This window comes from Pseudomonas sp. ICMP22404, assembly GCF_006227205.1.
Lineage (GTDB): Bacteria > Pseudomonadota > Gammaproteobacteria > Pseudomonadales > Pseudomonadaceae > Aquipseudomonas.
In genome coordinates this window covers 724,099-750,975 of the sequence record NZ_VCNG01000001.1, presented here as the reverse complement: position 1 = coordinate 750,975, position 26,877 = coordinate 724,099, and the positions used below count along the sequence as shown (strand labels likewise).

Sequence of the window (26,877 nt, the reverse complement as noted above, 5' to 3'; positions counted from 1 at the left end):
TATACTCAAATCATGGAACGTATCCAATCAATCAATCTCGCGCGGATAGACTGGTGTTGTACCGATCACGGTATGACGCGGGACGAGCTCGCCCGTGAGATCGATATAGCACCTGCCAGCTTTGAAAAAGTGATGGCCGGCGAGGCGGGGCTGACCTTCAACCAGTTGCGTAAGCTCGCGGCCTTTTTCGGGCGAGGCACCTTGTTTTTCATGGAGCCAGGGCCGGTCAACGAGGCAAAGGTGCACTCGCCGCAGTTCCGCACCTTGAGCAATCAGAAACCGGAGCTTTCGCATCGCCTGAAGCTGCTGGTTGAGCGAGTGGAGCACCATCGCACCGTGTACCTTGCACTACGTGAGGAGCTTGATGCGACGGAAGTCGTGCGTTTCTCGCCGCCCGACCTGGCAGGCCTGAGCATCCCCGATGCGGCCAGCCGTGTGCGTGAATGGCTGGGGCTGGCGAACCTTAACAATTTCGACAGTTATCGTAAGGCCATCGAAGCGCGCGGCCTGTTGGTCTTCCGCAGCAATGGCTACAACGGTAAATGGCAGATTGCCAAAGAAAACCCGATTCTCGGTTTTTCGCTCTACGATTCTGAATGCCCGGTAATCGTCGTCAAAAAGCAGGATGCAGATACCCGCCAAAGCTTCACGTTGATGCATGAGTTGGGGCACCTACTTATTCATCGTGCAAGCTCGATTGATGATGAAGAGGATTTGTATTCGGCGGACGATAAAGAGCAAGAGGCGAATGCCTTTGCCGGCCATCTATTGGTCCCCGATCGGTTTCTGCTAAGCATTCATGACAATGAGCGCCCTGTTGAGGTGGCCGAATTTGATGGCTGGCTGGAACCACAACGCAGGGCGTGGGGTGTGAGCGGCGAGATGATTCTACGGCGTCTGATGGATGCCGGACGTTTGCCAAGCGAAGCCTATGCCGCATACCGGCGGTGGAGCACGCAACGAGTAATGCCTGAAAAAGAGGGTGGCAGCCGAGAGCACCGCAATCGCGAACCCCGGCACATTTTTGGCGATGGTTACGTGCGCACAGTGCTGGAAGCCATGAACGCTCGTCGTATCACTCTTGCCAAGGCAAGCAGCTATCTCGACAACCTTAAGATCTCGGACCTGCACAAGCTGGAACGCTTCTATGCAGGTGTTTGATGCCTCATCCATGCTTTACGCATGGGATAACTACCCTATCGCGCAGTTTCCGGGTCTTTGGGCATGGATGGCGGATCGAGTGATGCAAGGGGTGATTCGGATGTCCGAGGTTGCCGCCGAAGAGGTTGGGCACAAAGCACCGGAGTGCGTGACTTGGCTGAAGGATGCAGGTCTGCAAAAGATGCCTGTGACCGAGGCGATTCTGTTGGAAGCCTTTCGTATCAAAGGATTGCTCGAGATCGAAGAAGACAAATACGGTGCTGGGGTCGATGAAAATGATCTATACATCATTGCCACCGCGAAGCTACATGGCTGCGAGTTAGTCACGGATGAGGCGTTTCAGCCTTCTGCGAACAAGCTCAAACGCAATTGGAAGATTCCTGCTGTTAGCAATATGGAAAGTGTGCAAACCCCTTGGATCAACTTCCTCGACTACATCAAGCGATCACAAGCGGTTTTCGGGTGATGACTTCAACTCATTGAGTACAAAATGGGATATTTTCTGATATTCCATTTACCCCTTCTTCTCCTTGGTCAACCTGCTCAAACCGCCGCCGTTTCATGAACAACCTCATCCCGTAGTCACGGCAAAGACCGACAGCAATCCCAGATCAAACCCGAACAAGTGGTTCTGACCTGCCACAACGCAGCCAACCGCACCCGCCGCCGCCAACAACATTCCCAGCCACTGCTTAACTGATCGGCATTAGACGAGGGGACGGATATATTTTCAGAAAATAAACCCGCCCCCCCTTTCTACCTATGCAACAGAAAACGCTGGGTAATCGGTATATCCCTGCTCGTTGCCACTGTAATAGGTACTCTGGTCGGCAGGCGCCAGCGGTGCACCAACCTTGAACCGCTCCGGCAGATCAGGGTTGCTGATGAAAAGGCTACCGAAGGTCACCGCATCCGCTAAGCCACTCTCCAAAGCCTGTTCGGCTGTTTTCTGGTCGTAACCGACATTCACCACAAACAGGCCCGTGAAGCGTTTTCTTGCTTCAGGTGCCAACAGTTTCAGGCCCTCGGGCAATGCGGGCGGCTCCATGAAGTGCAGGATGCCCACTTTCTTCTTTTCCAACGCTTCGACGACAAACATGTAGGTTTGCTCAAGCGTGGAATCGCCCATGTCGTTGTAAGGAATACGCGGTGAGAGCCTTACAGAGACCCGCTCTGGTCCGAATACTTTGATAGCAGCGTCCGTGGCTTCCAGCAGGAAACGGGCGCGCTTTTCAATGGTGCCGCCATAAGCGTCGGTTCGTTTGTTGGATCCGTCTTCCAGGAACTGAGCCGGCAAGTAGCCGTTGGCACCGTGAACTTCGACGCCGTCAAACCCCGCCGCTTTGGCTGCGCGGGCGGCGGTTTCGTAATCGTTCAGGGTGGCTTGGATTTCGTCGAGGGTTAGTGCCCGTGGCACAACGGACGGCTTGATCCCCTCGTCAGTGAAGGCTTGGCTGTTGAAAGGTACCGCCGATGGCGCAACAGGTAATTCGCCATTGTGGAAATCAGGGTGGGAGGCACGGCCTGTGTGCCATAGCTGGGCGAAGATCAGCCCCCCCGCTTCATGGACGGCTTGGGTGACCTTCTTCCATCCAGCAATTTGCTCCGATGTATGGATACCGGGCGTGTTAGTCCAACCAATGGCCTGGGAGCTGATCTGGGCTCCTTCCGAGAAGATCAGACCTGCGGATGCGCGCTGTGCGTAATAAGTTGCGGTGAGTTCATTGGCGATTCGGTCTTTCGAACGCCCTCGGGTCATAGGTGCCATGAACACACGGTTTTTGAAGGTCAGCTGTGCATTGCCGACGGGCGTTAATAGTTTTGAATGGCTCATGAGATTCTCTTTGGCTAACGATGATCTTCAATCGAATGTCCACCCAGCAGCGTTCGCGACGCACATGGCGACCCGTTACGTGAATCCGTAAATAGTTTTCGGGAATATTGATGGGCGCACCGAGGTGCTGACGCGATCACGGTATACCGAATAAATCTGGCGTCAATCAGGCACCTTGAGTCGCGTTAGTAGGTCTGAGGAAACCTGGTTTCCAGGCGGATATCTCAAACGACAGGCGCAATGCCTGTCGTTCAGCGGATCAAAATATGGCTGGGTTACTCGCGTCCGATCCGATCAACCAGGTTGGGAAAACGACGCGATCGCAAGCCCTGACACGTCTTTGGCCTGGTCGAATATTTCCCTGGCGGCTTCAACTTCGGACAGTTTTACAAGTGTCCATTCATGGAGTTGGCTCAGGGGCCGTTGCAACGTGCGACCAAGCGCTGTGATCTGGTATTGCACCGCCACTGGCGAGAGCGATATCACCTGGCGCGACACCAGGCCATTGCGCTCGAGACGGCGCAAGCACTGCGTCAGCGCCTTCTGGGTAACGCCCTCCAGCCTGCGCCTGATTGCATTGAAACGCTGCGGGCCCTCGTCCAGCACGACTAACACCATCATCGACCACTTGTCAGATATCTGCTCGAAGAGGGCACGGCTGGGGCATGCCGATGAAAAGCATTGGGGTTCGATTTCGAGCATTGCGGTTTCCTCTGGATGCCAAGGCGATCTTGGGCTTTCTATTCGTCGCCGGTATCCAGAATATACCGTTAGGAAGCGGCGGATCTATTACCGCTCAGCCACGGACCAGATGGCTGTCGATCAAGCTCGCGACTGCATCTGCATGGGTAAAGCCCCGGCTGTGATCGGCGCCAGGGAAACATGCAACTGCGCGTGGGCAACCGTTGAGCAAGACGCTGACCAACTCGAACGGGGCTGATCGGATCCGCATTGCCCCACAGCAGCAGGACCGGCATGCGCAGCTCGGCCAGCCGCAACGAGAGCTCGGTACGGTCGTCGAGAAACCACCTCGGCAGAGTCGGGTTGGCGGCGGCAAATTCCGGGCGCCAGGGGATGAATCCCCTCACCACAAGGGAGGCGGCGCTTGATAGATTTTTGTGAGTGCTTCGCACTCAAGCGGGAGCAAGCTCCCTCGCCACGGGGCGAATCTGCCCGCTTTTTTTCAGTCTGCCTGCTCGAAGCGCTACTCAGCTAACTAAACTCGAATCCGCCGGCTTGTCCGCCTTGCCATTGGGCTCTATCGTCTCCTCACCACTGGCCGAGCCGGTATCGATGACGCTCAGACACAGGTAAGACCTTCAGGAAGGTCGTGGCCCGTGCTGTGTGCGAAATCCCACTCCTGGAAGCCACCGATGCACCCTGGCTCAGGAGAAAAGCGCTGCCACCCGAGCCCGCACACCGCCAATCTGCGGCCTTTACACCTGTAGCAAAAGGAAGGGTTACATCCATGGACATCCAGGAAATCAAACAACGCCTAGCCCGCCCCGCCGTAAAGCTAATTGCCGGCGGCTTTCGCCCTACCGGCACCGATGAAGAAAGCTGGCTGGGCAAGGTCTTCCTGTTCCGGCCGGATGAAGGGCTGCCCGCCAACCAGGCAGGGCAACCATTGCTCCCCTATGCACAGTTTTACCTGCCCGCCCTGCCCGTCAACAATCCGCTGCTGGCGGGGGTTCGTGTGCTGACGGTGTTCATTTCAAACCCGTTTCCCGAGCACTTTGAGCCAATGGGGAATAATTGGGTCATCCGTGAATATGGGCCGGATGATGTGTTGGTACGCAAGTCTCTGCCGGTGGCGGGTGCATTTCTCAAACCCTTCCCACTGAAAGCGCAAGCGGTACCGGAGGACTTTCCACTCTGGGATGGCGGTGGTGTGCCAGAGGACCTTGAGCAAGCAATCCTCGCGCTGGAACGCGCGGGCGAGATACAGAGCTATTACGACTTGGTCACCCACTCCTACGAACACAAGTTCGGCGGTTACCCCTCTTTCTGTCAGTCGGGTGTCGATCCGGGTGAAGGCTTTGAGTTTGTGTTCCAGATCTCATCAGACGCGAAGATCAATCTGAACGTGGTCGACAGTGGGAGCCTGATGTTCTGGAAGCACAACGAAACTGGGGAGTGGGCGCTTTATTATGATTTTTACTGATGTGTTGCCATCTTCTTTCAGCACCCTCGGCGGGGGCCCCGCGCACTTTCAGGCCAGATGCCTATCGATTAACCTCGCCCCAGACCATACAGGAACCGGTCAGCGCCCAATCGTCCTCACCAGACTTTTGCTGGATCATCGACACGCGCTCACTGGGTGGGCGTTTGGTCGTAAAAGGAGGGTTCGTGGGCATCCAGACACATGGAGACCTCTGGAGTTATCGGCCGTATTAGATCCCTCCTATACCGATAAACCAAGGAAATACAGTCCCACCTTTATGCCCTTCGTATTCCGATTTTCTTCCAAGCTGCCTTCGACAATAAAACAAACTGATGACGGCTGGGATAATTAATAAGTTGGCTAACCACTGAAATACATTGGTTGACCTTAAGGTAATTCCCGCAAGCAGATTAATTAGAATCATGCCAATTATTAAAAGGTCGTACTTAATATGACGGCGTTTGATTGAAGCAAAGCCCTCCCAGTCATAAATCAACCAATCGCGGGAAAACTCATCGCATTTCGGGCACTTATGGGTCGGCGGAAGGCTGTCTACGATATAACCACAGCCAGGGCATCGGAATTTCACGGCGCTACTCCTACCACTCTCTTTCATCAGGTGCCATGTCATGTCGCGTTTCTTGTTGCGGCAACCGTAAACCTATTTAGGGAAACGCCGCTTGGCGACAATGAGTCCGACTACAGAAAAAGGTTAGCAGGACACTCTCTGTCCGCCAGCAGTCCACCGACCGCTTCGGCCAGGACATTGGGGCGTGGTGGGTTTTATGAGCGCTTCGCACTCAAGCGGGAGCAAGCTCCCTCGCCACGGGGCAAATCTGCCCGCTCTGCTTCAGCCAATCTGCTCAAACCGCCGCCGCCTCATGAACAATCCCACCCCCATCCCGACGGCAAAAACCGACAGCAATCCCAGATCAAACCCCAACAGACGGCTCTGACCTGCCACAACGCAGCCAACCGCACCCGCCGCCACCAACGCCACTCCCAGCCACTTGCGCAGCAGATACGGCTTGAGAAACTGATCGAATAGAAAGTACATCACCATGGCAATAATCATCTGGGTAATGTCGGACATGTATCTCTCCCGTCAGGTCTTGATGATCAATGTCGAGAAGCTGCGTTGCGGGCCGATGCCGCCATTGACCTGCGCCTCGATACTCACCAGCACGTCGCCCGCATGGTAGGTGGGAAGAATTTCATTGGCATACATGCGCACACCGATTCCAACAGGAACCCCCACATAAGTGGAGGCCACGGCACTGGTGGTAGCAGTGAAAGCAGAGGCAGCAAGATTGGCGATCGTGGTGCGCTGGGCATTGAGGACATCGCCCTGTTGTCGGGTCAGCGGCTTGGAGATGCCGATCATCATCACACAAGGCAGGTTCTTGGCCTGCATCTTGTCGTACACCTCGACGACCTTGCTGTTGACCTCATAGTGGGCGCTTTTCGCCTCGCCAAAATGCAGCTCGCGCAGGCGTCCGCGTTCGCTGTCGGTGAGGGTGATCTGCGAGACGTTGAAGACGATCCCGTGATTGCCCATGTATTGGAAAGTCCCTTCGAACTTCATCACTCGTATCCTTTCGAGGTAAAGGCGGCGATTCTCTACAACGAGCGCATTGGATTCAAATCATTTCACCTTTGCTAGGCAAAGTGCATGGACGCATGAGGCCATGAGTGACGAGGCAATGGCGCACACCGCCTCAAGCTTGCGCCTCACATGCCGATGAACTTGCCAGCCCACCCTCTCCTTCAGGCAAGATGTGCCCCTCCAGATTCAAGGAAGATGCCCCATGTCCGCTTCGCTCAACCTCGCCGCCAGTCAGATCCGTCACGCCGTTCGCGCCGCCACTGAGGGCCTGGTCGGCCGCGAGCAGTTGGCCGAGTTGATCGTATTGGCGGCTGTCGCCCAAGAACACATTCTGGTGGTGGGTCCGCCCGGCACGGCGAAAAGCGCTGTGGTGCGTCGGGTTGCGCAGTCCATGGGCGGTCGCTATTTCGAGTATCTGTTGGGGCGCTTCACCGAACCTTCGGAGCTGTTTGGTACGGTCGACCTGAAGAAGCTGCGCGAAGGCACTGTGGAAACCGATATCAGCGGCATGCTGCCCGAAGCCGACATCGTGTTCCTGGATGAAGTGTTCCTGGGCTCGACGGCCATCCTCAACACCCTGCTTGGCGTTCTCAACGAACGACGTTTCCGCCGGGGTCACACCCAGGTCCAGTGCCCCTTGCGCGTATGTGTCGCAGCGGCGAACGGTCTGCCCGACGACGAATCGCTGGCGGCCTTCGGCGACCGCTTTCTGCTGCATCTCTTCGTGGACGCAGTCCCCGACAACCAGCTCGAAGCAATGCTGGCCGGCGGCTGGCAGTCGGAGCAGCGCCCGGTTCCACAACTGCTGGGGCTGACTCAGCTGGACACGCTGGGCCATGCGCTCAAGGACGTCGATTTGTCACTGGTGCGGCCAGCGCTGGCACAGGCCATCCGCCGGTTGCGAGAGGCCGGTATACAGCTATCTGACCGACGTATCGTCAAATCCCAGCGTCTGATCGCAGCGGCGGCTTTGCTGCGCGGGCACCTGCAAGCCAGCGAAGCCGACCTCTGGCCGTTGCTTTATGTGCTGCCAACCCGGGAGATCCAGCAACACGGTCGCGAGGTTTTGCAGGATCTTTTTGCCCAGTGCAGCAACAGCCATTTGTTCAGTGCCGTCGAGGAGGCGACGCTGCAACCGATGGCTCGCCTGCATCGTCTGCTTGAAACGGCAGAGGATTATCTGGCTCGCAGCGAACCGCCCGCATCCCCGTTGTTGGAAGCGCTGCTGCGCGAAATCGATGCCAACTTCAACATCCAGACCATTCCCCCGCGCCTGTATGAGGCACGCGGACAAGTGGCCCATCTGCTGACAAACCAGGCATGACGAACATGGCCGACGCCATTGCCATCGATTGGAACTGGCGAGTACGGCCCGAGCCAGGTCGAGCACAGGCCGCCGTGGCTTGGGGCGAAGTCGCTGCGCGCCTGCTCGCACGGTTGCTGCGCATGCCCGAAGACCAGACCATGCGGCTGCATGCTACTGCCAACCGTGACGTGCTGATCGTCACAGGCAATGCCGACGACCTGCCGTGGGTCGAAGGTGTGGACTACGCCTGCACCGAGCCCGCCGCACCCGGTCTCTGGTTGCCCACCAGTTGGGAACCCGATGCACCGCTGGACCTGATGGGACAAGCGCTGCTCGGCCGATTCGCGCGTGCGCCACTGCTGCTGTGGCATGCCCCCAGGGCAGTGGTGCCGCTCGACCGATGCCTGCCCGTCACGGCCCGGCATCTGCAACGCATTCAGAATGGTTGGGCAGGTCGCTGATGCAATTACCCCAATCCCTGCAACCCTGGCGAGACTGGCTGCACTGGTTTCCCCCCGAACAGTTGCCCTTGTTGGCGGACCTGTTTGCACGCCTCAACCCGTTGCTAGGCCCATTGCGCGGCATGCAGCAGGGCGGCGTGCCCGAACCCGACGGCCTTGGCGATCTGCAACGCCGTGGCCCGTATGAGCGACTGCTGACCAGCGAGTGGTTGCTGGCCGACGAACTGCCCGACGAGTTCCTGCGCAGAGCGGCAGTTGGCGAACATCTGTTTCTGGCGCCGCAATACCGCACTCATCAGGCCAACCGCATGATCGTCGTGCTGTTCGACGCCGGCCCGCTGCAACTGGGCGGACCACGGCTGGTACACCTGGCGCTGCTGATCCTGCTCGCCCGCCGTGCCAGCGAAGCCGGGGCCGAACTGCGCTGGGGTATTTTGCAAAACGCGCCACAGTTGCATGAGTTCAAGAGCGCTGCGCATTTGAAGCAACTGCTCGCCGCCCGCTCTTATCAAATAGTCAGCGATGAGCACTGGCATACCTGGCGCATCTGGCTGGCGGGACAGGAACATGACAACGGCGAACGCTGGCTCGTCGGTCAGCGACTGCCTGCTACCGACGCCCGTTCCTGTACTCATCGGGTCCAGATACAGGGCAGCCTCGATGGCCGCAGCCTGATGTTCGCGTTGCAAAACGGAAGCACCCGACAAGTCGCCCTGCCCAACCCCGACCAGCGATTTGCCTTGCAACTGATCAAGGGTGAGTTCGATGTCGCACGACAGCTGGCTCGCACCCCGGTCAAGACCCTTATTCCAAGGGTTGCGCTGACGTTGCCCCCGGTCATTGCTAGCAACGGCTCCCATGTCGCCCTGAAACTGCTCGACGAACCCGGGCTCGTGTTGGTCAAGCTTCCAGCTCCACGACAGAAAAAGCCGCTCGACGTTCGCCGCACTCTCTGGACCAACTGCGCTACGCCGCTGGCGATCATGTTCCGCGGCCGCACGCCCAGCGCGATCCTGAGCATCAACGAGCAGCTGGTTTTCTGGAACATGACCGGCCTCAAACCCGTCGCCCGACCTGAACGTGACCAACTGCAACTACCCGTGGGCACTGCCACACTGCTGCCCGCGGTGTGGCTGCACAACGGCACCTACGGCAGGGTTTTCCTGCTCGACAGCCAAGGTCATCTGGCCTTCTGGGTGGTCGAGAACCAAAAGCTGCCTACTCCGCACCAGCCTGGTGTCACCCACCCGATGGCCGATAAGGTGGTGGGTATGGCGCAGGTCGATCTCAGTATGCTGGCCTATCTGCGCCATGATGCCGGTCGACTGTACGTCCACCGGATCAATCCCTGGATCAGCCAATCTCCCGGCCATGTGGTAGGCACCACGGACAAGGTCGACCAGGTGCTGTTCCCGGCAAGTCCGCGCTGGAACAAAGCCTTCTACGGTTGCGCATGGATGCGTCTGGTCGACGGGCAACAGAAGTGGCAGATGGTGGCCTCCGACCTTCAGACCAGACAGGTGGACCTGGCACCCGGCTGGAAAGGGCTGGGATTGCTGATAGGAGAGGACGAGGAGTTTTCCATGGTCCTGCTCGGCCCTAACCAGCAGACCGTCGCCCTGTACTGCCGGGGTGAGCAAGATGTGCTGTTCACTACCAGCGAAACCATTGCCAGAATCAGCTTTTGCCCGATGAGCGGGCTGATCGCCGCTTTGACCAATGCTCGGGAACTAGTGGTGTATTCGGTGCGGGACGAGCTCAGGATATTGCAGGTCATGTGCAATCAGGCCCAAACGCAGTCGGAGAGCGACGCCCATGTCCGGACTTGAAGCAGTCATGATTCGCCGTCCAGCATTGAGCGGTTATCAGCCGATCGAGGCGCTGTGGTTCCCCGTCGAACGCTTCAGCGAGAAGGAACGGGCGCGGCTGATACTCAGCCACTGGCAAACCGACGCCAGGGCCTATCGCTTTGCCGACGGCGACTTGCTGCGCTTTCCCAAGGCGCGCGCCATGCTGTGTGAAGGACTCGCTGGCTGGCCACTGATCCGCCAAGGCGGAACGCTTTGCTCAGCGCGGCTGAGCCCTGAAGAAATGCAGCGTCTGGCCCACGCCGATGTCTGGTTGGTACGCGGCACGCAGGTCAATACCCTGCACCTGCGGGAAGCCAATATTCTGGCTCCCAGCCAATGGATCGACGTCAACCAGTACGCCTTGCTCGACACTTACAACTGTCAGGACGTATTGCCGGAGCCGCAAGCCGATCCGCTGGCGGTACAGACCGACATACGGGAAATCCTGGGTGACTCGCTTGCGCCGGTCAGTCCCGAGCGAGAGGCGGTGATGCAAGCCCTGCTAGAACGCCAGCGTCAGACCGCTACTCCTGGCGTACCTACGGCGCGTCACAGCCCCGCGAATAATCCGCAGAGTACCGGCTCGTTACACTTCCTGCGGGGTCTCATTGCATTGGCAGTGGGTATTGGCCTTTACCAAATGCTTTCCCTCAACGGCCCGCAGTTACCAGCCGCTACCCGTGCTGCTGAGACAGCCAAGCCGCCACGCTCTGTGGATCCCTCCACGTTCGATCTGGGCAGCGTCTTGATCTGGACAGTAATTGGCGCGGTACTTTTCACCTTGATACTGATGGCGATGCGTGCCTGGATGCGACGCAACGGCACCCATTCGGCAGCAAGCCATGCGCCCCCTGCCGCTGCCGCCAACGCCGCCCGACCATCGAAGCCGCCGATGCCGCCACGGGCGTCGGGCCAACCACGAGGCCCGGCCAGATGGCGGCGCTGGCTGACGCGCCTGACCCAGAATTCGCGTCTGTCAGCACTCTACGGGAAGCGTCAGGCCGCTTACATGCAGCGCATGTTGGAGATGTTCGAAAACGGCGACTTGGAAGAAGCATTGCGCCATGCCATCCCGCTGGGCGGCGGCCAGGGCAATGCAGGTCAGGCCTTCGGCACGCCTAACAGGCGCCAGGATCTGACGCTTAGCCAGCATTCAGGGCCCCGCACCAGCATGCTGTTTGAGGCAGGTCTTGAGACCCATCTCAAGCAGATCTACCGGCAGTCCTTTGAGCGACTGGATCGCGAAGGGCGCATCGAGGAGGCCGTGTTTGTCCTGGCCGAGCTGTTGAGGGCACGCCACGAAGCGCTCGACTATCTGGAAAAGCACCAGCGCTATCAACAGGCGGCTGACCTTGCGCTGGCCTGGGATATGCCCACCTCGACCATCGTACGTCTGCTGTGCCTGGCAGGGGATTGGCAGCGAGCTTTGCAAGTGGCGCGGCGCGACAACGCGTTCGCCGATGCCGTCCTCATGCTCGAAAAGAAATGGCCGGAAGCCGCCGCGCGTCTGCGCTTGGAATGGGCGCTGGCCCTGACTGAAAAAGGTCTGTGGTTGCAGGCGGTGGACGTGGTCTGGAGTCTGCCGGCAGAGCGCGAACGCGCCACGCAATGGCTGCTGGCCGCCGAGGCTGCGGGAGGTAGCCTGGCTATCAACTCACTGGTGAAACGGGCAATCCTGCTTCCCGACACCCTTTCGACATACGACAGCTGGGTCGAAAAACTGCGCAACGAACCCGAGCGGGTCATGGAACGCGCCGCCCTGGCCCAGGCGCTGCTGGCACACAAGGCCCACAGTCCCGCCCTGGCTTGGCTGGCTGCCGCGACCGTGCGGGCGATGATCTGTGACCAGACCAATCAACAAGCTTATCTCACTCAGAACCAGCTTCAATCGCTGGTGAAAATGAGCAAGGACAAACTGCTCCAAGCGGACCTGCCCGGTAGCGCCCTGCCCCGGAACAAAGTCCTCAATCAGAACCTTGAGCGGGTAAGCACCCCTTTGTCGTTCACGGCGCCGGAAAGAGGCAACCGGACTATCTGCGATGCCGTGCCCTTGACCGACGGACGTTACCTGCTGGCACTGGGCGAAGCTGGCGCATTGGTGGTCGAGGCTAACGGCAATACAGTCTTCCACTTTCCGGTGCCCACCCAGACCATCGTGCTGGGCCACAGCCGACGGGTCGCGCTGGCGCTGGCGCGTCGCGGCGACGTCTGGCGCATCTGCAAGCTGGATCTGGTCAATCGCAGCGCCAGCGATCTGGGCGTGCTGATGCTGGACGCTTTCGCCAAGCATTTCGACGGCACGGCCTGGACCATCGGCCGAGGCTCGCAATTGCGTGTTGTGGATGTGGATCGCCGGTTCGACACTCTCTGGCATGTTGGCGATCTTCCTGGACAGGTTGCCTTCCTTCGGGATGACGAGCGCAACGAATCCGTATTGCTGGACACCCCTCACGATTTCCAACTCTGGCATTACCGCCTGCCTGACCGCCGATTGCTCAGCCGCGAATCCATGCCCGCCCGGCGTGAGGAGCGCAGTTGGCAGGTGTATAACGCGGCCGGTCGGACCACTGAATTCTGGATCGAGCATGAAGCCAACAGCGATCCCATGCTGAGGGCCTACGAGGGCGGCACGAGCACGCGCTATCCCTTGCCCGATCTGATTCAGGGGTGTACCGATCCGTTGCACATCTATTCGTTCGAGCAGTGGCTGGTGGTCTGCTACGCAACCGGCGACGATGACGCACGTTGGCACTTTATCCACCGCCATAGTCAGCGGTTATGTACCGTTTTGGACTGGCCGCTGCAGGATGCGAAATTGCGTTGCGTGGGCGATGAATGGGTGCTCTTCGACCATCAAGGCCGGCTGTGGCATATCGATATAGTCAGCTCTATGGTGCGCAGTTTGTCGGTGTAGTGAAGCGTCGCCGAGGTGGAGGGTTTATGAGCGCTTCGCACTCAAACGGGGGCAAACTCCCTCTCCACGGGGTTGGGTTGCTATGGCTTTGTGGTGTCAGAGGCGGCGGTCTGATTTCTGCTTGCCTCTCAATTGATTCGCCTAATCAAACTGGCCCTTATATCTCGCGACCTTTTCAGGAAACAACTCTTCGTAAAGAGGACGAGGAATGCCGAGAATGTTTATCTCGATCAATTCGAGCAGAAGCTCTTCCGAGTAGTCCAGAATGCCAATGCCAGCACATGGAATAACCAAGCCCGCTTCGGTTTGAGCACAAAGCGCTAAAGCCGATTGATCAAGGTGATTTACGCGGCATTCTTGCTGGATAGCCTGGTACCCATCGGCTGGGACGAATTGACCGAAAGCAACGCCCATTGGAGGATCTCCATTCTCCAGGGCTGAATAGCCCACCAAAACCGGTCCGCTGTAGATTGAAAATCGCGCCAATTGATTGTCCCTTCTTGCCGAGTAAGTCGGACATTACAGATTTCGTCACTTGTCTGCGAAAAAGCGAGGGCCTGCCATGCTCTGCGCCAGCCGAAACAGGCAATCACGACTGACCGTTTTTGCCACTTGCTTTTCCTTTCAGCCAACTTGCTCAAACCTATGAGTCAGGCGCTTGCGTCATTCATCAGTTGGCGCCGGACCTGCAATGAACACCTGAATAATTACGGGCATGTACGTCTCCAGTCAGGTCTTGATGATCAACATCGAGAAGGTGCGTCGCGGGCCGATACCGCCGTTGACCGGTGCCCCGACGCTGACCAATACGTAGCCCGCATGGTAGGTGGGTAGGATTTCATTGGATACAACTCTGTAGCAACACGATGGGCTGCTACGCTCAAACAGCGGCTAAAAGCAGTGCCGTTTCCTGGACTCCCACCGCCATCGCGCTTGGAACTCTCCCGCCATGAAACCACTGTATTTGGCCTTATCGCTTACCTGCCTCTCACACCCTGCCCTGGCCGAAACCCTCACCTTCGCAACATGGAACCTGGAGTGGCAGCGGTCGGCTCCGCTCAGCCAGCGAGAGTTCGAGGAGTGCTCCCAAATCAAGGCCGCTGATCGCGAGCGACTTGAAGAAACACACCCCTACCGGTGGGAATGCAAATCGCCGGCGCAGATAGCGGACATGAAGGCCGTGGCGGCACAGCTGAATGCTGATGTGATTGCCGTGCAGGAAGTCGAGAGTCCTGAGGCGCTTCAGCAGATCTGGCCGCAGGATCAGTACGATTTCTACGTCAACATGCAGAGCCCTTGGATACAGCGCACGGGGTTTGTTGTCCGCAAATCCAGCAGGCTTGAGGTCGGGAGGCTCGGCGATGTTCGCCCGCTTGGAGAGGCCTTCAAGAGTCATGCTCGCCATGGCGCGGAGTTACCCGTGACGATCAAGGGCATGACCCTCAAGCTTTTATCCGTACACCTCAAAAGTGGCTGTTTTGACCAGGCATTGAACAGCGGGTATGCGACCAAGCGTGATAAAGCTAACGGGGTCGTCACCTGCGACGTGCTTAGAAGGCAAGCACCAGCTCTGGAAGCCTGGCTCGATAAGGCAATCCAGTCTGGCGCTTCCGCAGTGATTATCGGCGATTTCAATCGTCGATTTGACGCGGAGGTTGAACACGAAACAGCGCCAGAAGTGAGTCTTTTTGCTGAGCTTTCAGATGGCGAGCCTTCTGCTGCCAGGTTGTTTCGCCCAACCGAAGGTTATGAGGCCCTTCCCGAATGCCGGGGCGGAGGCTCCAAATGGTTCATTGACCACGCATTGATAACTCGCGAGTTAAGAAAGCGCTATGTGGCCGGTTCGTTATCGGAGTTTCCTGTGCCGATGAAGGGTTCTGACCATTGCCCGCTTGTTTTCAGGATGAGGTTCTAAGCGGTTGATCGACTGGCCCATAACCTGTGGGAGCGAGCCTGCTCGCGATAGCGGTCTGTCAGTTGACGAAGTGTAGGCTGGCAGGGCCCCATCGCGAGCAGGCTCGCTCCCACAGGGGGAATGGGATTTGATCTTTAATTGAGCGGCGCTTTTTGGGGGCGCTTTGCAATAAAAAACCCGGCGTCCTGCGCCGGGTTTTTTAGTCAGTACGCGATCATCATTTGGAACTGGCTTGCGCCGCTTCAACGATCAGATCCGCCACTTTCTCCGGGTTGGACGTCATCACCACGTGGGAGGCGCCGGGGACGGTGACGGTCTTTTTCGAGCCCGCACGGTCGGCCATGAACTTCAGGGCAGCCTCGGGGATGTTCTTGTCCGCCGAACCGTAGATGAACCAGGACGGCAGTTTTTTCCAGGCCGGATCGCCAGAAGCTTCCTTCAAGGCCGCCTCGCTGATGGGCCGTTGGGTGGCGGCCATCAGTGCGGACTCAGCCGCTGGAACGTCGGCGGCGAACTGTTGGCCGAATTTGTCCTGCTGGATGTAGAGGTCCTTATTGCCGTCGTCCAGTGGCACCGGTGCGGCCAGGGTCGGCCCGAGGGTGCCGCCCGGGTAACGGCCGGACAGTTCGATGGCGGTTTCGCCTTTGTCCGGGGCGAAGGCCGCGACGTAGACCAGCGCTTTGACCCGCGGGTTGTCATGTACGGCGTTGGTGATCACGGCGCCACCGTAGGAGTGGCCTACGAGGATCACCGGGCCGGCGGTGTGCTCGACGATGTCAGCGACATAGTCGGCGTCTTGCTTCACGCCGCGCAGCGGGTTGGCGGCTGCCACCACCGGGTAGCCCTGGCTCAGCAACCGGGTGGCGACGCCATTCCAGCTGGACGATTCGGCGAAGGCGCCATGCACCAGCACGACGGTGGGCTTGGCGGCGTCGGGTTGCGTGGCGGCTGTGCTCTGAAGGGAAGTCAGCGCCATTGCTGCGGTGATGGCGGCGGCCAAGAGCGATTTGAGACTGAGCATGATCATTCCTTTTCTTTTATAGGGATGCCGGGCTCATGTGCGGCGCTGGGCGGCACATGAGCCCGGCGATGGGCTTACTTGCCGAGGAAATTCAACAGGTCCTGATTCAGGCGGTCCTTGTGGGTGTCGGTCAGCCCGTGGGGCGCACCCTGATAGACGATCAGCTCGGCGTTCTGCACCAGCTCGGCGGCGGCATGGGCGGAGGCCGCGATCGGGACGATCTGGTCGTCGTCGCCGTGCACAATCAGGGTCGGCACGTCGAACTTGGCCAGGTCGGCGCGGAAGTCCGTTGCCGAGAACGCCGCGATGCAGTCGTAGGTGTTCTTGTGGCCCGCTTGCATGCCCTGCACCCAGAACGAATCGATCAGCCCCTGGGAGACCTTCGCCCCGTCGCGGTTGAAGCCGAAGAACGGGCCCGAGGCGATGTCGCGATACAGCTGCGAGCGGTTGTCCAGTGAGGCCTGGCGCAGGCCGTCGAACACTTCGATCGGCAGGCCGCCCGGGTAGTCTGCGGTCTTGAGCATCATTGGCGGCACGGCGCTGATCAATGCGGCCTTCTTCACCCGAGCGGTACCGTGGCGACCGATGTAGCGGGTGATTTCGCCGCCACCGGTGGAGAAGCCCACCAGGGTGACGTCTTTGAGATCCAGGGCGTTGATCACAGCGGCCAGGTCATCGGCGTAGTGATCCATGTCGTTGCCTTCCCACGGCTGGCTGGAGCGGCCATGGCCGCGGCGGTCGTGGGCGATCACCCGGTAGCCTTGGTCAGCCAGGAACAGCATCTGTGATTCCCAGCTATCCGAATTCAGCGGCCAGCCATGGCTGAAGGTGACGACTTGTCCATCCTTCGGGCCCCAGTCCTTGTAGTAGAGCTGTACGCCGTCCTGGGTGGTGATATAGCTGCCGTTCTGGGTAGGGATGCTGGTGCTCATTTTTTGCTTCCTTGTTTTAGGCAGTCGGGATGACTGCTTCTGAGAAATGTATTGGAGAAATATGTCGTGTCTGAGAAGGCCGCTTTGCTGGCTGCGAGCTCAGGAGATCACCGCCGCCCGGCGTATCGAGGCCTGCCTGGCCTGGCTGCGTTTATTGGCCTGGGCCAGCTTGCCGACCAGTCGGATCGCCACGGCGGCGCAGGTGATGCCGAAGGGCAGCACGTACCAGTCGCTCATCGGGATGCGCTTGAAGTTGGAGAGGGCGAATACGGCGGCGATGACCCACATGCCAGTGACGTGCAAGGTCTTCCATGCCTTGGGGCCCAGCAGCCGGGCGGGTGCTTTGAATGAGGTCAGCGCCATCAGCAGGATGAAGGTGTAGGCGGTCCCGCCTGGAATGTTGTTCGCCACGGTGCGGGCCGGCCAGAACTCGGTATTGAGCTGCCCATAGGCGTAGATCAGCACAGCATGCACCAGGTGCGAGAAGGCAAAGGCGAGGCCGATGAAGCGTCGTTCGCGAACCAGTGCCTTGGAAAGCGGCGAAGGCACCAGTACAGCGAAGGCCGACGCGGTGAACGCGATCAGGAACAGTGCGAAGGAGGAACGGGCGGTGGCGCGGATGGCGCTGCGCAGTCCCTCGACCAGGTCGGGTTGGACAGCGACTGCCGTGATGCTCATCGCCACCACCAGGGCTGCGACCAGGCCGAACAGCTGCCAGCCCTGGGGGCGGTAGGATGGGGTATGCATGGCAAGATCTCCTGTCGTATGGGTTCGCCATTCAGGGGGCCTGATGGCGATTCGATGGGGAAAATTCTTGCAAGGAGATGTATACCGCCTATGTTCGACAACCGGCGGTTATACGTTCTTTTGAGTACGCGAATGCGCTAGATACAATGGCTTACAAACGCACGTCTATGCGTCCCGCCGGTAGCGGCTGCACTTGATGTGCAGCCAGCATGGCCTACCGATTGAGGCCGAAGTCGAGGGTCACGCAAAGACCGCCACCGTCGCGGTTGCGCAGACTCAGTGCCCCACCAATCGCGACAGTCAACTGCTGGGCGATGGCCAAACCCAGGCCGGTGCCGCCGGTGCTGCGGTTGCGTGAACTTTCCACCCGATAGAACGGTTTGACCACCTCGGCGAGGATTTCCTCGGGAATGCCCGGGCCCCGGTCGAGCACGCTGATCGTAACGCCCGTGCTCGCGTCGCCGCTGATCTCCACTTCGGCGGTGCCGGCGTACTTCAGCGCGTTATCCACCAGATTCACCAGGATACGGCGCAGGGCATGGGGCCGTGTCTCGATGACCGCGCCGTTCGTGCCGCGCAGGCTGACCTCCCGGCCGGTGTCCTGGTAGTCGCACACCAGGCTGTCGAGAAAGGAGTCCAGGCTGATGCGGCAACTGGCCTCGGTCGCCCCATGGACGCTGCGCGCATAAGCCACGCCTTCGCGCACCAGGTGCTCGATTTCGTTCAGGTCGTTGCCCAGTTTGTCTTTCTCCAGCGAGTCGTCCATGAACTCGGCGCGCAGCTTCATGCGCGTGATGGGCGTCTGCAAGTCATGGGAAATGGCCGCCAGCAGTTGCATGCGCTCCTTCAGGTAAGCGGCGATCCGCGCCTGCATGCTGTTGAAGGCCCGGGCGGCGTAGGCCACCTCACGTGGGCCGCTTTCATCCAACTGCACGGGGTGTGCGTTCGGGTCGAGGTTCTCCACGGCCTCGGCCAGGCGGCTGAGGGGGCGTATCGCGATCCGCACGGCCAGCCAGGTGCAGCCGATCAGCAACACCAGCTGACCAACCAGGACAAAGGGCAACCAGGGCGACAACGGCTTGACCGAGGGGCGCACGTCGATGGTGACCGGGCTGCCGTCGGCCAGTCGCACCTGGGCCTGGAAATGCTGCTGCGGCCCGGGGATCTCGACGAAGGTCAGGTCATAGTTGCTGCCCAGCGAGACCTGAAGGGATTGCGCCGCTGTCGCCGCGAGATCGTTCGAGGCCAGTGGAATGCCCGGGTCATGTTCGCGCAGCAAGTAATCATAGTTACGCCGCTGCAGACGCTTGGTCCACGCCAGGCGCTCGTCGGCAGGCAGACGGTCGAGGATGGCAATGGAGGTCGCCGTGTCGTGTTCGAAGTTGCCCAACATGGCCGTCTTGGTGCTTTGGTAACGTTCGTAGTACTGGGCTGCGAACGTCAGGGACTGGGCGAGTATCAGACCGACCAGGAACACCAGCCACAGCCGCGAGGCCAGCGTGCGGGGCCATTGCAACGCGAGCTTCATGCCTGCTCCTCGAGCATTTCGACGGCGAAGGTAAAGACGTAGCCTTCATTGCGCACCGTCTTCAGGTAGAGCGGTTCCCGGGCGTCATCCAGCAAGCGCTGACGCACGCGGCTGACCAGCAGGTCAATGGAACGGTCGAAGATGTCCGCGTCACGGCCCTGGGTCAGGTTGAGCAACTGGTCGCGGCTCAGTACCCGCTGAGGATGATCGAGGAACACCCGCAGCAACCTGTATTCGGCGCCGCTCAGCGAGACGAGGGTGTCGTCTTCATCGAGCAGATGGCGGGCGGTGGTGTCGAGGCGCCACCGGCCGAACTTGAGCAGGCGACCGCTTTCGGTGACGACGAAGTTGGGCGGCAGCATGCGGGTACGCCGCAGCACGGCATTGATACGCGCGAGCAGCTCCCGGGCGGCGAAGGGCTTGGCCAGGTAGTCGTCGGCGCCCATTTCCAGGCCAATGATGCGGTCGGTCTCGTCGGTGCGCGCCGTCAGCATCAGCACGGGGGTCGCCTTATGCTTGCCGGCGCGCAGTTCGCGGCACAGCAGCAGCCCATCGTCCCCCGGCATCATGATGTCGAGCACGATCAGGTCTACCTGGTTGGTTTCGAGAAAGGCCCGCATCTGCCGGCCATCCGCGACCACGGTGGTGCGCAGACCGTTCTTCTTCAGGTAGTTGCCGACCAGTTCCCTGATCTCGCGATCATCATCCACGATCAATACGTGATCGACATGTTCCATGCCCTGCTCTCCGAAATACGCGCATCGAGTGCGCAGTGTGACGATGCCCGGTTGCCGGTTGGCAGGGCAGCGCGGTTCTGCTTTTCCAGCCCGAGATTAAGCCAGAGCCCAGCCAAAACAGCAGCGATTGTATCGCTCTGTATCGCAACCCACCTCAGATACGTAACGCATCCAACCGAGGTGTTTCTCGACACAGCCGAGATACCTCACGGGCCTTAAATGAGCTCCATCGAGACAACATGAATCGCCTCGATGAAACCATCGAACTCATTGAAGGAAAACGACCATGAAACTGAAAACCATCGCTACCGCTTGCCTGATCACTGCCCTGAGCGCCGCCGCATTACCCGCCTTGGCCCAGGACAAAGCCGCCAGCGAGACCTACACCTACGGCACGCACCTGGACATCAAGCGAGTGGTCTCGCTAACTGAGGACGGCGGCCAGACCTGCGGCTTGGTAAATGCGCAGATCAACTACCTCGATTCGATGGGTGAGCAGCGGTCCCTGACGTACCTCAAGCAGGCAGACACCTGCAACAACGAAGGGAGCTGAGCTTCACGGCCCTCATTAAAGCCGCAATCATCGTGCAAACAGGAGTCACTATGAAGAAACTCAAGACCTACCTGACCGCTTTTGCCCTCGCATTGGGCGGCATGGCTGCCCACGCCAATGCCGCCGGTGAGCACAACCGAGGCAACAGCGGCCTCTGCTACCAGCTCACACCGCTGAAGAAAACGCCCTCGCCGCGGGCAGTTGGCCTTTGAAGGCGTTGTGGGGTGTATCAGGAATGGCGGTCCAGTTTCTTGAGAAACACCGTCATTTCCTTTTCGGCCTGTTTGTCGCCATGGGCGCGGGCGGCTTCCAGGCCTTGTTCCCAGGCACTGCGCGCAGCCGCTAAGTCACCCTGGCCCTGGTGAGCCTTGCCCAACAGTTTCCAGGCGGCCGAATACTTGGGGTCGAGTTCGACGCAGCGTTGCAGGTGTTCGGCAGCGCGGGGGAATTCGCCGAGGTCGAGATAGCCCTTGCCCAGGCCGAAGCGCAGCAGTGGGTTATCCACACCCTTGGCGAGCATTTTTTCCAGGGATTCGAGCATTGGGGGCTTCCTTGTTGGTTGGGTCAGGATCGTTCCCACGCTCTGCGTGGGAATGCCTCTACGGACGCTCTGCGTTCGGCTCTTGAGGGGACGCAGAGCGTCCCTGGCTGCATTCCCACGCGGAGCGTGGGAACGATCGGCACATCCAGGGTCAGAAGAAGCTCAACCCCACATGGAACAGCTTCTCGACATCGCGAATGTGCTTCTTGTCCACCAGGAACAGGATCACATGGTCGCCCGTCTGGATCACGGTGTCGTCATGGGCGACCAGCACTTCTTCGTCACGGATGATCGCGCCGATGGTGGTGCCCGGAGGCAGGCCTATGTCGCGGATGGCGCGGCCGATCACTTTGCTGGACTTGGCATCGCCGTGGGCAATGGCCTCAATGGCTTCGGCCGCGCCACGGCGCAGGGAGTGCACGCTGACGATGTCACCGCGACGCACATGCGCGAGCAAGGTGCCGATGGTTGCCAGTTGCGGGCTGATGGCGATGTCGATGTCGCCGCCCTGGATCAGGTCGACGTAGGCCGGGTTGTTGATGATGGTCATCACTTTCCGCGCCCCCAGGCGCTTGGCCAGCAATGACGACATGATGTTGGCTTCGTCGTCGTTGGTCAGGGCCAGGAAGATGTCGGCGTCGGCGATGTTTTCTTCCAGCAGCAGGTCGCGGTCCGAAGCACTGCCCTGCAGCACCACGGTGCTGTCGAGGGTGTCCGAAAGGTAGCGGCAGCGGGCCGGGTTCATCTCGATGATCTTCACCTGGTAGCGGCTTTCAATGGCTTCGGCCAGGCGCTCGCCGATCTGCCCGCCGCCAGCGATGACGATGCGCTTGTAGTTCTCGTCGAGACGGCGCATTTCGCTCATCACCGCACGAATATTCGCCTTGGCGGCGATGAAAAATACCTCGTCGTCCGCCTCGATCACCGTATCGCCCTGGGGCAGGATCGGACGATCACGGCGGAAGATCGCCGCGACCCGGGTTTCCACGTTCGGCATGTGCTCGCGCAACTGACGCAGCTGCTGCCCCACCAACGGTCCGCCGTAGTAGGCCTTGACCGCCACCAGCTGCGCCTTGCCTTCGGCAAAGTCGATCACCTGCAGGGCACCGGGATGCTCGATCAGGCGCTTGATGTAGTTGGTCACCACCTGCTCGGGGCTGATCAACACATCCACCGGGATCGCTTCGTTGTCGAACAGGTCGGCGCGGGTCAGGTAGGCCGCTTCCCGCACCCGGGCGATCTTGGTCGGGGTGTGGAACAGGGTGTGGGCGACCTGGCAGGCGACCATGTTGGTTTCGTCGCTGTTGGTGACGGCCACCAGCATGTCGGCATCGTCGGCGCCGGCCTGGCGCAGCACGGTCGGTAGGGAACCCCGCCCTTGCACGGTACGGATGTCGAGACGGTCACCGAGGTCGCGCAGGCGTTCGCCGTCGGTGTCGACCACCGTGATGTCGTTGGCCTCGCTGGCCAGATGCTCCGCCAGCGAACCGCCGACCTGTCCTGCGCCGAGGATGATGATTTTCATCCGTTCACTCCTATCGAATCGGTCTTAGCCGCGTGCGGCGGCGATCTTGATCAGCTTGGCGTAGTAGAACCCATCGTGCCCGCCCTCTTGGGCCAGCAACTGGCGGCCGTGGGGCTGTTTCAGGCCGGCCTGGGTGGCGATGTCCAGTTCCCGGGCGCCGGGGGTGCGGGCGAGGAACGCTTCGATCACTTCGGTGTTCTCGGTCGGCAAGGTCGAGCAGGTGGCATAGAGCAGGATGCCGCCGACATCGAGGGTCTGCCACAGGGCGTCGAGCAACTCGCCCTGGAGCAGCGCCAAGGCAGCGATGTCGTCCGGTTGGCGGGTGAGCTTGATGTCCGGGTGACGACGGATCACGCCGGTGGCCGAACACGGCGCGTCCAGCAGGATGCGCTGGAATGGCTTGCCATCCCACCAGGCTGCAGTGTCGCGACCGTCGGCGGCGATCAGCTCGGCGTCCAGGCCCAGGCGCTCGAGGTTTTCTTTCACGCGCACCAGGCGTTTGGCTTCCAGGTCTACCGCCACCACGCCGGCCAGTTTCGGCTCGGCTTCGAGGATGTGGCAGGTCTTGCCCCCCGGTGCGCAGCAGGCGTCCAGCACCCGTTGCCCAGGCGCCAGCTCCAGCAGGTCGGCGGCCAGTTGGGCGGCTTCGTCCTGGACGCTGATCCAGCCGTCGGCGAAGCCCGGCAGGGCGCGCACATCGCCCGGGGTTTCCAGCAGGATGCCGTCGCGGCTGTACACGCATGGCCGGGCCGGAATGCCATTCTCGCCCAGCAAGGCCAGGTAGGCATCGCGGGTATGGTGGCGACGGTTGACCCGCAGGATCATCGGCGGATGGGCATTGTTGGCCGCGCAGATGGCTTCCCATTGCTCTGGCCAGAACGCCTTCAAGGCTTTCTGCAACCAACGCGGATGTGCGGTGCGCACCACCGGGTCATGTTCCAGCTCGGCCAGCAGGCTTTCGCTTTCCCGTTGGGCACGGCGCAACACGGCATTGAGCAAGGCCTTGGCCCAGGGTTTCTTCAGTTTGTCGGCGCAGCCCACGGTTTCGCCGATCGCGGCGTGGGCGGGCACACGGGTGTAGAGCAATTGGTAAAGTCCCACCAACAGCAGCGCTTCGACGTCGGCGTCGGCGGCCTTGAATGGTTTCTGCAACAGCTTGGCCGCAAGCGCCGACAGCCGAGGCTGCCAGCGAGCGGTGCCGAACGCCAGGTCCTGGGTGAAACCGCGATCACGGTCCTCGACCTTGTCCAACTGGGTCGGCAAGGAACTGTTGAGCGACGCTTTGCCGCTGAGCACGGCGGCAAGCGCCTTGGCGGCGGCCAGACGCGGGTTCATGAAGCCTCCACCGCTTGGCCGAGGACGCTGCCAACGGCAAATTTCTCACGCCGGCTGTTGAACAAGTCGCTGAAGTTCAGCGCCTTGCCGCCGGGCAGTTGCAGGCGGGTCAGGCACAGTGCCTGTTCGCCACAGGCCACGACGAGGCCGTCCTTGCTGGCCTCGAGGATCTGCCCCGGAGCGCCCTTCCCTTCGGCGCACTGGGCGGCCAGTACCTTCACCGCTTCGCCGTTCAAGGTGCTGTGGCAGATCGGCCACGGGTTGAAGGCGCGGACCAGCCGCTCCAGCTCGACCGCCGGACGGCTCCAGTCGATGCGGGCCTCGTCCTTGTTCAATTTGTGCGCGTAGGTGGCGAGGCTGTCATCCTGCACTTCGCCTTCCAGGGTACCGGCGGCCAGGCCGGCAATGGCCTCGACCACGGCCGGCGGGCCGATCAGTGCGAGGCGGTCGTGCAGGCTGCCACCGGTGTCTTCGGCGCTGATGGGGGTGGCGACCTTGAGCAGCATCGGCCCGGTGTCCAGGCCCGCCTCCATGCGCATCACGGTCACGCCGCTCTCGGCATCGCCCGCTTCCACGGCGCGCTGGATCGGCGCCGCACCGCGCCAGCGCGGCAGCAGCGAGGCGTGACTGTTGATGCAGCCCAGGCGCGGGATGTCCAGCACCACTTGGGGCAGGATCAGGCCATAGGCAACCACCACCATCAGGTCCGGCTTCAGCGCGGCCAGTTCGGCCTGGGCTTGCCCATCACGCAGGGTCGGCGGCTGCAACACCTGCAAACCGTTTTCCAGGGCCAGTTGCTTGACCGGGCTGGGCATCAGTTTCTGCCCGCGGCCGGCCGGCCGGTCCGGCTGGGTGTAGACCGCGATGATTTCATGGGGGCTGGCCAGCAGGGCCTTGAGGTGTTCGGCGGCAAACTCGGGAGTGCCGGCAAAGACGATGCGCAGTGGCTCAGTCATGGAAGCTCTCAATCAACAACAGTCGCATAAAGAAAAAAGGCTTGCCGCGGCAAGCCTTTGAAGGGGGCATCAAGCATTCTGGCGATGGATCTTTTCCAGCTTCTTCTTGATCCGGTCACGCTTGAGGGTCGACAGGTAATCCACGAACAACTTGCCGTTGAGGTGGTCACACTCATGCTGGATGCACACCGCCAGCAACCCTTCGGCGACCAGTTCGTATGGCTGGCCGTCACGGTCCAAAGCCTTGATTCTGACTTTCTGTGGACGGTCGACGTTCTCGTAGAAGCCCGGTACCGAGAGGCAGCCTTCCTGGTATTGGTCCATCTCGTCGGTGAGGGTTTCGAACTCGGGGTTGATGAACACCCGTGGCTCGCTGCGGTCTTCGGAGAGGTCCATGACGACAATACGCTTGTGCACGTTGACCTGGGTCGCGGCGAGGCCGATGCCTGGCGCTTCATACATTGTTTCAAACATGTCATCGACCAACTGACGCACTTCGTCGTCCACTACGGCCACCGGTTTGGCAATCGTGCGCAGGCGCGGGTCCGGAAATTCGAGAATGTTCAAAATGGCCATAAGCTTGATAAATGCACGTGTGAGATAAAGTCGGGTGGCTGGCCTGGCGTGTATTGGGATGCAGGCTACCGTTGTAAAACGTTGCTCTTGATACGGAGCGAGCCACGGGGGCTCTGGCGTTTTACGCGAACGCACATGATAAAGGGATTCACCGCATGAGGAAATCACTACTCGCCCTGCTGCTCCTGGCCTCGGCCGGTATCGCGCACGGGCAAGTGCAACTTCGGGAAGGTTTCCCGCAGCAATACACCGTGGTCGCTGGCGACACGCTGTGGGACATTTCTGGCAAATACCTGCGCGAACCGTGGAAATGGCCCGAACTCTGGCAGGCCAACCCGCAGATCGAGAACCCGAACCTGATTTACCCCGGCGATACCCTGTCACTGGTCTACGTCAATGGCCAGCCACGGCTGACCCTCAATCGCGGCGCCTCCCGGGGCACCATCAAGCTGTCGCCGCGGATCCGCAGCTCGCCGGTGGCTGATGCCATCCCGAGCATCCCGTTGCAGGCCATCAACAGCTTCCTGCTGAGCAACCGCATCGTCGACACGGCGGCGGATTTCAACAAGGCGCCCTACGTCGTCGCCGGCAACGCCGAACGGGTGCTCAGCGGCGCCGGGGACCAGATCTTCGCCCGTGGGGCATTCGACACCGACCAGTCGGCCTACGGCATCTTCCGCCAGGGCAAGGTCTACACCGATCCGCAGACCAAGGAGTTACTGGGCATCAACGCCGACGACATCGGCAGCGCCGAAGTCGTGGCGGCCGAGGGCGACGTCACCACCCTCACCCTGCAACGCACCACCCAGGAAGTACGCCTCGGCGATCGACTGTTCAGCGGCGAAGAACGCTCGATCAATTCGACATTCATGCCCAGCGCGCCGAAAACGGACATCAACGGGCTGATCCTCGACGTGCCACGGGGCGTAACCCAGATCGGCGCGCTGGATGTGGTCACCCTGAACAAGGGCCGGCGCGACGGGCTGGCCGAGGGCAATGTCCTGGCAGTGATGAAGACCGGTGAAACCGTGCGCGACCGCGTCACCGGCGAACCGGTGAAGATCCCCGACGAACGGGCCGGCCTGCTGATGGTGTTCCGCACCTACGACAAGCTCAGCTACGGCCTGGTGCTGTATGCCTCGCGCTCGCTGGCGGTGCTCGACAAGGTGCGCAATCCATAACGGGTCTCACAACTTACCAACAGAGTTATCCACA

General features: G+C 60.3%; 27 protein-coding genes and 1 pseudogene. 11 read left to right on the top strand and 17 right to left on the bottom strand.

The features are described 5' to 3' along the window. The first annotated feature begins 12 nt into the window (after positions 1-12). Positions 13-1,161 (top strand): ImmA/IrrE family metallo-endopeptidase, encoded by a 1,149-nt coding sequence (locus FGE05_RS03445; protein WP_139641542.1) that lies wholly within the window; start codon positions 13-15, stop codon positions 1,159-1,161. After that, positions 1,148-1,627, top strand: a complete 480-nt coding sequence (locus FGE05_RS03440; RefSeq protein ID WP_055134948.1) for a DUF4411 family protein — start codon at positions 1,148-1,150, stop codon at positions 1,625-1,627. Before FGE05_RS03445 ends, FGE05_RS03440 begins: the two co-directional genes overlap by 14 nt. A 294-nt stretch (positions 1,628-1,921) precedes the next feature. Here FGE05_RS03440 and FGE05_RS03430 read toward each other — a convergent pair whose 3' ends face one another. Both FGE05_RS03430 and FGE05_RS03425 read right to left on the bottom strand, forming a co-directional pair. Further along, entirely contained in the window at positions 1,922-2,995 is a 1,074-nt protein-coding gene (locus FGE05_RS03430) for an alkene reductase (RefSeq protein WP_055134949.1), read from the bottom strand. 294 nt (positions 2,996-3,289) lie between these two features. Next, positions 3,290-3,697 (bottom strand): helix-turn-helix domain-containing protein, encoded by a 408-nt coding sequence (locus FGE05_RS03425; RefSeq protein ID WP_055134950.1) that lies wholly within the window; start codon positions 3,695-3,697, stop codon positions 3,290-3,292. A 766-nt stretch (positions 3,698-4,463) separates the two neighbouring features. On the opposite strand from FGE05_RS03425, the gene FGE05_RS03415 reads away from it, so the two are divergent. Then, a complete protein-coding gene (locus FGE05_RS03415) occupies positions 4,464-5,159 on the top strand; it encodes a DUF1963 domain-containing protein (protein ID WP_139641540.1) in 696 nt (231 codons plus the stop codon). 73 nt (positions 5,160-5,232) lie between these two features. Here the strand turns inward: FGE05_RS03415 and FGE05_RS30020 are convergent. The 4 genes and pseudogenes from FGE05_RS30020 to FGE05_RS03395 all read right to left on the bottom strand — a co-directional run. Further along, positions 5,233-5,355: pseudogene (locus FGE05_RS30020) on the bottom strand (adenylate kinase); the annotation flags it as partial. 33 nt (positions 5,356-5,388) lie between these two features. Next, positions 5,389-5,790 carry a hypothetical protein gene (locus FGE05_RS03405; RefSeq protein WP_139641538.1) on the bottom strand — a complete coding sequence of 134 codons (402 nt, stop codon included), beginning with the start codon at positions 5,788-5,790 and terminating at the stop codon, positions 5,389-5,391. A 219-nt stretch (positions 5,791-6,009) separates the two neighbouring features. Beyond that, the gene (locus FGE05_RS03400; protein WP_139641536.1) at positions 6,010-6,252 is read right to left on the bottom strand and encodes a hypothetical protein; all 243 of its coding nucleotides are present in this window, start codon (positions 6,250-6,252) and stop codon (positions 6,010-6,012) included. A 12-nt stretch (positions 6,253-6,264) separates the two neighbouring features. Further along, positions 6,265-6,744 carry a hypothetical protein gene (locus tag FGE05_RS03395; RefSeq protein WP_139641534.1) on the bottom strand — a complete coding sequence of 160 codons (480 nt, stop codon included), beginning with the start codon at positions 6,742-6,744 and terminating at the stop codon, positions 6,265-6,267. A gap of 223 nt (positions 6,745-6,967) precedes the next feature. Here FGE05_RS03395 and FGE05_RS03390 point away from each other — a divergent pair, with 223 nt between their 5' ends. From FGE05_RS03390 to FGE05_RS03375, 4 genes are read left to right on the top strand one after another with little or no spacing between them, the layout of a single operon-like run. Beyond that, positions 6,968-8,089, top strand: coding sequence for an AAA family ATPase (locus FGE05_RS03390; protein WP_139641532.1), 1,122 nt, complete (start codon positions 6,968-6,970; stop codon positions 8,087-8,089). A 5-nt stretch (positions 8,090-8,094) separates the two neighbouring features. Then, on the top strand, positions 8,095-8,532 hold the full coding sequence (locus FGE05_RS03385) for a hypothetical protein (RefSeq protein WP_139641530.1): 438 nt from the start codon (positions 8,095-8,097) through the stop codon (positions 8,530-8,532). Then, on the top strand, positions 8,532-10,361 hold the full coding sequence (locus tag FGE05_RS03380) for a hypothetical protein (RefSeq protein WP_139641528.1): 1,830 nt from the start codon (positions 8,532-8,534) through the stop codon (positions 10,359-10,361). The genes FGE05_RS03385 and FGE05_RS03380 overlap by 1 nt, the downstream gene beginning before the upstream one ends. Next, positions 10,348-13,296, top strand: a complete 2,949-nt coding sequence (locus FGE05_RS03375) for a bpX6 domain-containing protein (RefSeq protein WP_139641526.1) — start codon at positions 10,348-10,350, stop codon at positions 13,294-13,296. Before FGE05_RS03380 ends, FGE05_RS03375 begins: the two co-directional genes overlap by 14 nt. 141 nt (positions 13,297-13,437) lie before the next feature. Here FGE05_RS03375 and FGE05_RS03370 read toward each other — a convergent pair whose 3' ends face one another. Continuing rightward, complete coding sequence (locus tag FGE05_RS03370; protein WP_139641524.1) at positions 13,438-13,710, bottom strand: hypothetical protein; 273 nt, start codon at positions 13,708-13,710, stop codon at positions 13,438-13,440. A 535-nt stretch (positions 13,711-14,245) separates the two neighbouring features. Between FGE05_RS03370 and FGE05_RS03365 the strand changes: the two genes are divergently transcribed. After that, positions 14,246-15,211: an endonuclease/exonuclease/phosphatase family protein gene (locus FGE05_RS03365; RefSeq protein ID WP_139641522.1), complete on the top strand. Its 966-nt coding sequence runs from the start codon at positions 14,246-14,248 to the stop codon at positions 15,209-15,211. A gap of 217 nt (positions 15,212-15,428) precedes the next feature. Here the strand turns inward: FGE05_RS03365 and FGE05_RS03360 are convergent, their stop codons facing one another. The 5 genes from FGE05_RS03360 to FGE05_RS03340 all read right to left on the bottom strand — a co-directional run bounded on the left by FGE05_RS03360 (position 15,429) and on the right by FGE05_RS03340 (position 20,176). Beyond that, positions 15,429-16,238 (bottom strand): alpha/beta fold hydrolase, encoded by an 810-nt coding sequence (locus FGE05_RS03360; RefSeq protein WP_139641521.1) that lies wholly within the window; start codon positions 16,236-16,238, stop codon positions 15,429-15,431. A gap of 68 nt (positions 16,239-16,306) precedes the next feature. Then, complete coding sequence (locus FGE05_RS03355; protein ID WP_139641519.1) at positions 16,307-17,164, bottom strand: alpha/beta fold hydrolase; 858 nt, start codon at positions 17,162-17,164, stop codon at positions 16,307-16,309. Between the two features lie 99 nt (positions 17,165-17,263). Beyond that, positions 17,264-17,911: a ferric reductase-like transmembrane domain-containing protein gene (locus tag FGE05_RS03350; RefSeq protein ID WP_218938862.1), complete on the bottom strand. Its 648-nt coding sequence runs from the start codon at positions 17,909-17,911 to the stop codon at positions 17,264-17,266. Between the two features lie 214 nt (positions 17,912-18,125). Beyond that, complete coding sequence (locus FGE05_RS03345) at positions 18,126-19,439, bottom strand: ATP-binding protein (protein ID WP_139641517.1); 1,314 nt, start codon at positions 19,437-19,439, stop codon at positions 18,126-18,128. Further along, positions 19,436-20,176, bottom strand: a complete 741-nt coding sequence (locus tag FGE05_RS03340) for a response regulator (RefSeq protein WP_139641515.1) — start codon at positions 20,174-20,176, stop codon at positions 19,436-19,438. Before FGE05_RS03340 ends, FGE05_RS03345 begins: the two co-directional genes overlap by 4 nt. A 286-nt stretch (positions 20,177-20,462) precedes the next feature. On the opposite strand from FGE05_RS03340, the gene FGE05_RS03335 reads away from it, so the two are divergent. Both FGE05_RS03335 and FGE05_RS29760 read left to right on the top strand, forming a co-directional pair. Next, positions 20,463-20,729 carry a DUF2790 domain-containing protein gene (locus FGE05_RS03335; RefSeq protein ID WP_041023913.1) on the top strand — a complete coding sequence of 89 codons (267 nt, stop codon included), beginning with the start codon at positions 20,463-20,465 and terminating at the stop codon, positions 20,727-20,729. Between the two features lie 50 nt (positions 20,730-20,779). Continuing rightward, on the top strand, positions 20,780-20,941 hold the full coding sequence (locus FGE05_RS29760; RefSeq protein WP_154673559.1) for a hypothetical protein: 162 nt from the start codon (positions 20,780-20,782) through the stop codon (positions 20,939-20,941). Positions 20,942-20,958: 17 nt separating this feature from the next. Here the strand turns inward: FGE05_RS29760 and FGE05_RS03330 are convergent, their stop codons facing one another. The 5 genes from FGE05_RS03330 to def form a co-directional block, all read right to left on the bottom strand. Next, entirely contained in the window at positions 20,959-21,270 is a 312-nt protein-coding gene (locus tag FGE05_RS03330; RefSeq protein WP_139641513.1) for a tetratricopeptide repeat protein, read from the bottom strand. A gap of 151 nt (positions 21,271-21,421) precedes the next feature. Beyond that, complete coding sequence (gene trkA / locus FGE05_RS03325) at positions 21,422-22,795, bottom strand: Trk system potassium transporter TrkA (RefSeq protein WP_139641511.1); 1,374 nt, start codon at positions 22,793-22,795, stop codon at positions 21,422-21,424. A 24-nt stretch (positions 22,796-22,819) separates the two neighbouring features. Further along, the gene (gene rsmB / locus FGE05_RS03320; RefSeq protein WP_139641509.1) at positions 22,820-24,130 is read right to left on the bottom strand and encodes a 16S rRNA (cytosine(967)-C(5))-methyltransferase RsmB; all 1,311 of its coding nucleotides are present in this window, start codon (positions 24,128-24,130) and stop codon (positions 22,820-22,822) included. Then, positions 24,127-25,086, bottom strand: a complete 960-nt coding sequence (fmt, locus tag FGE05_RS03315; protein WP_139641508.1) for a methionyl-tRNA formyltransferase — start codon at positions 25,084-25,086, stop codon at positions 24,127-24,129. Before fmt ends, rsmB begins: the two co-directional genes overlap by 4 nt. A gap of 69 nt (positions 25,087-25,155) precedes the next feature. Further along, entirely contained in the window at positions 25,156-25,662 is a 507-nt protein-coding gene (gene def / locus FGE05_RS03310; protein WP_041023908.1) for a peptide deformylase, read from the bottom strand. Positions 25,663-25,817: 155 nt separating this feature from the next. On the opposite strand from def, the gene FGE05_RS03305 reads away from it, so the two are divergent. Continuing rightward, complete coding sequence (locus FGE05_RS03305) at positions 25,818-26,843, top strand: LysM peptidoglycan-binding domain-containing protein (protein WP_139641506.1); 1,026 nt, start codon at positions 25,818-25,820, stop codon at positions 26,841-26,843. Positions 26,844-26,877: the final 34 nt, after the last annotated feature.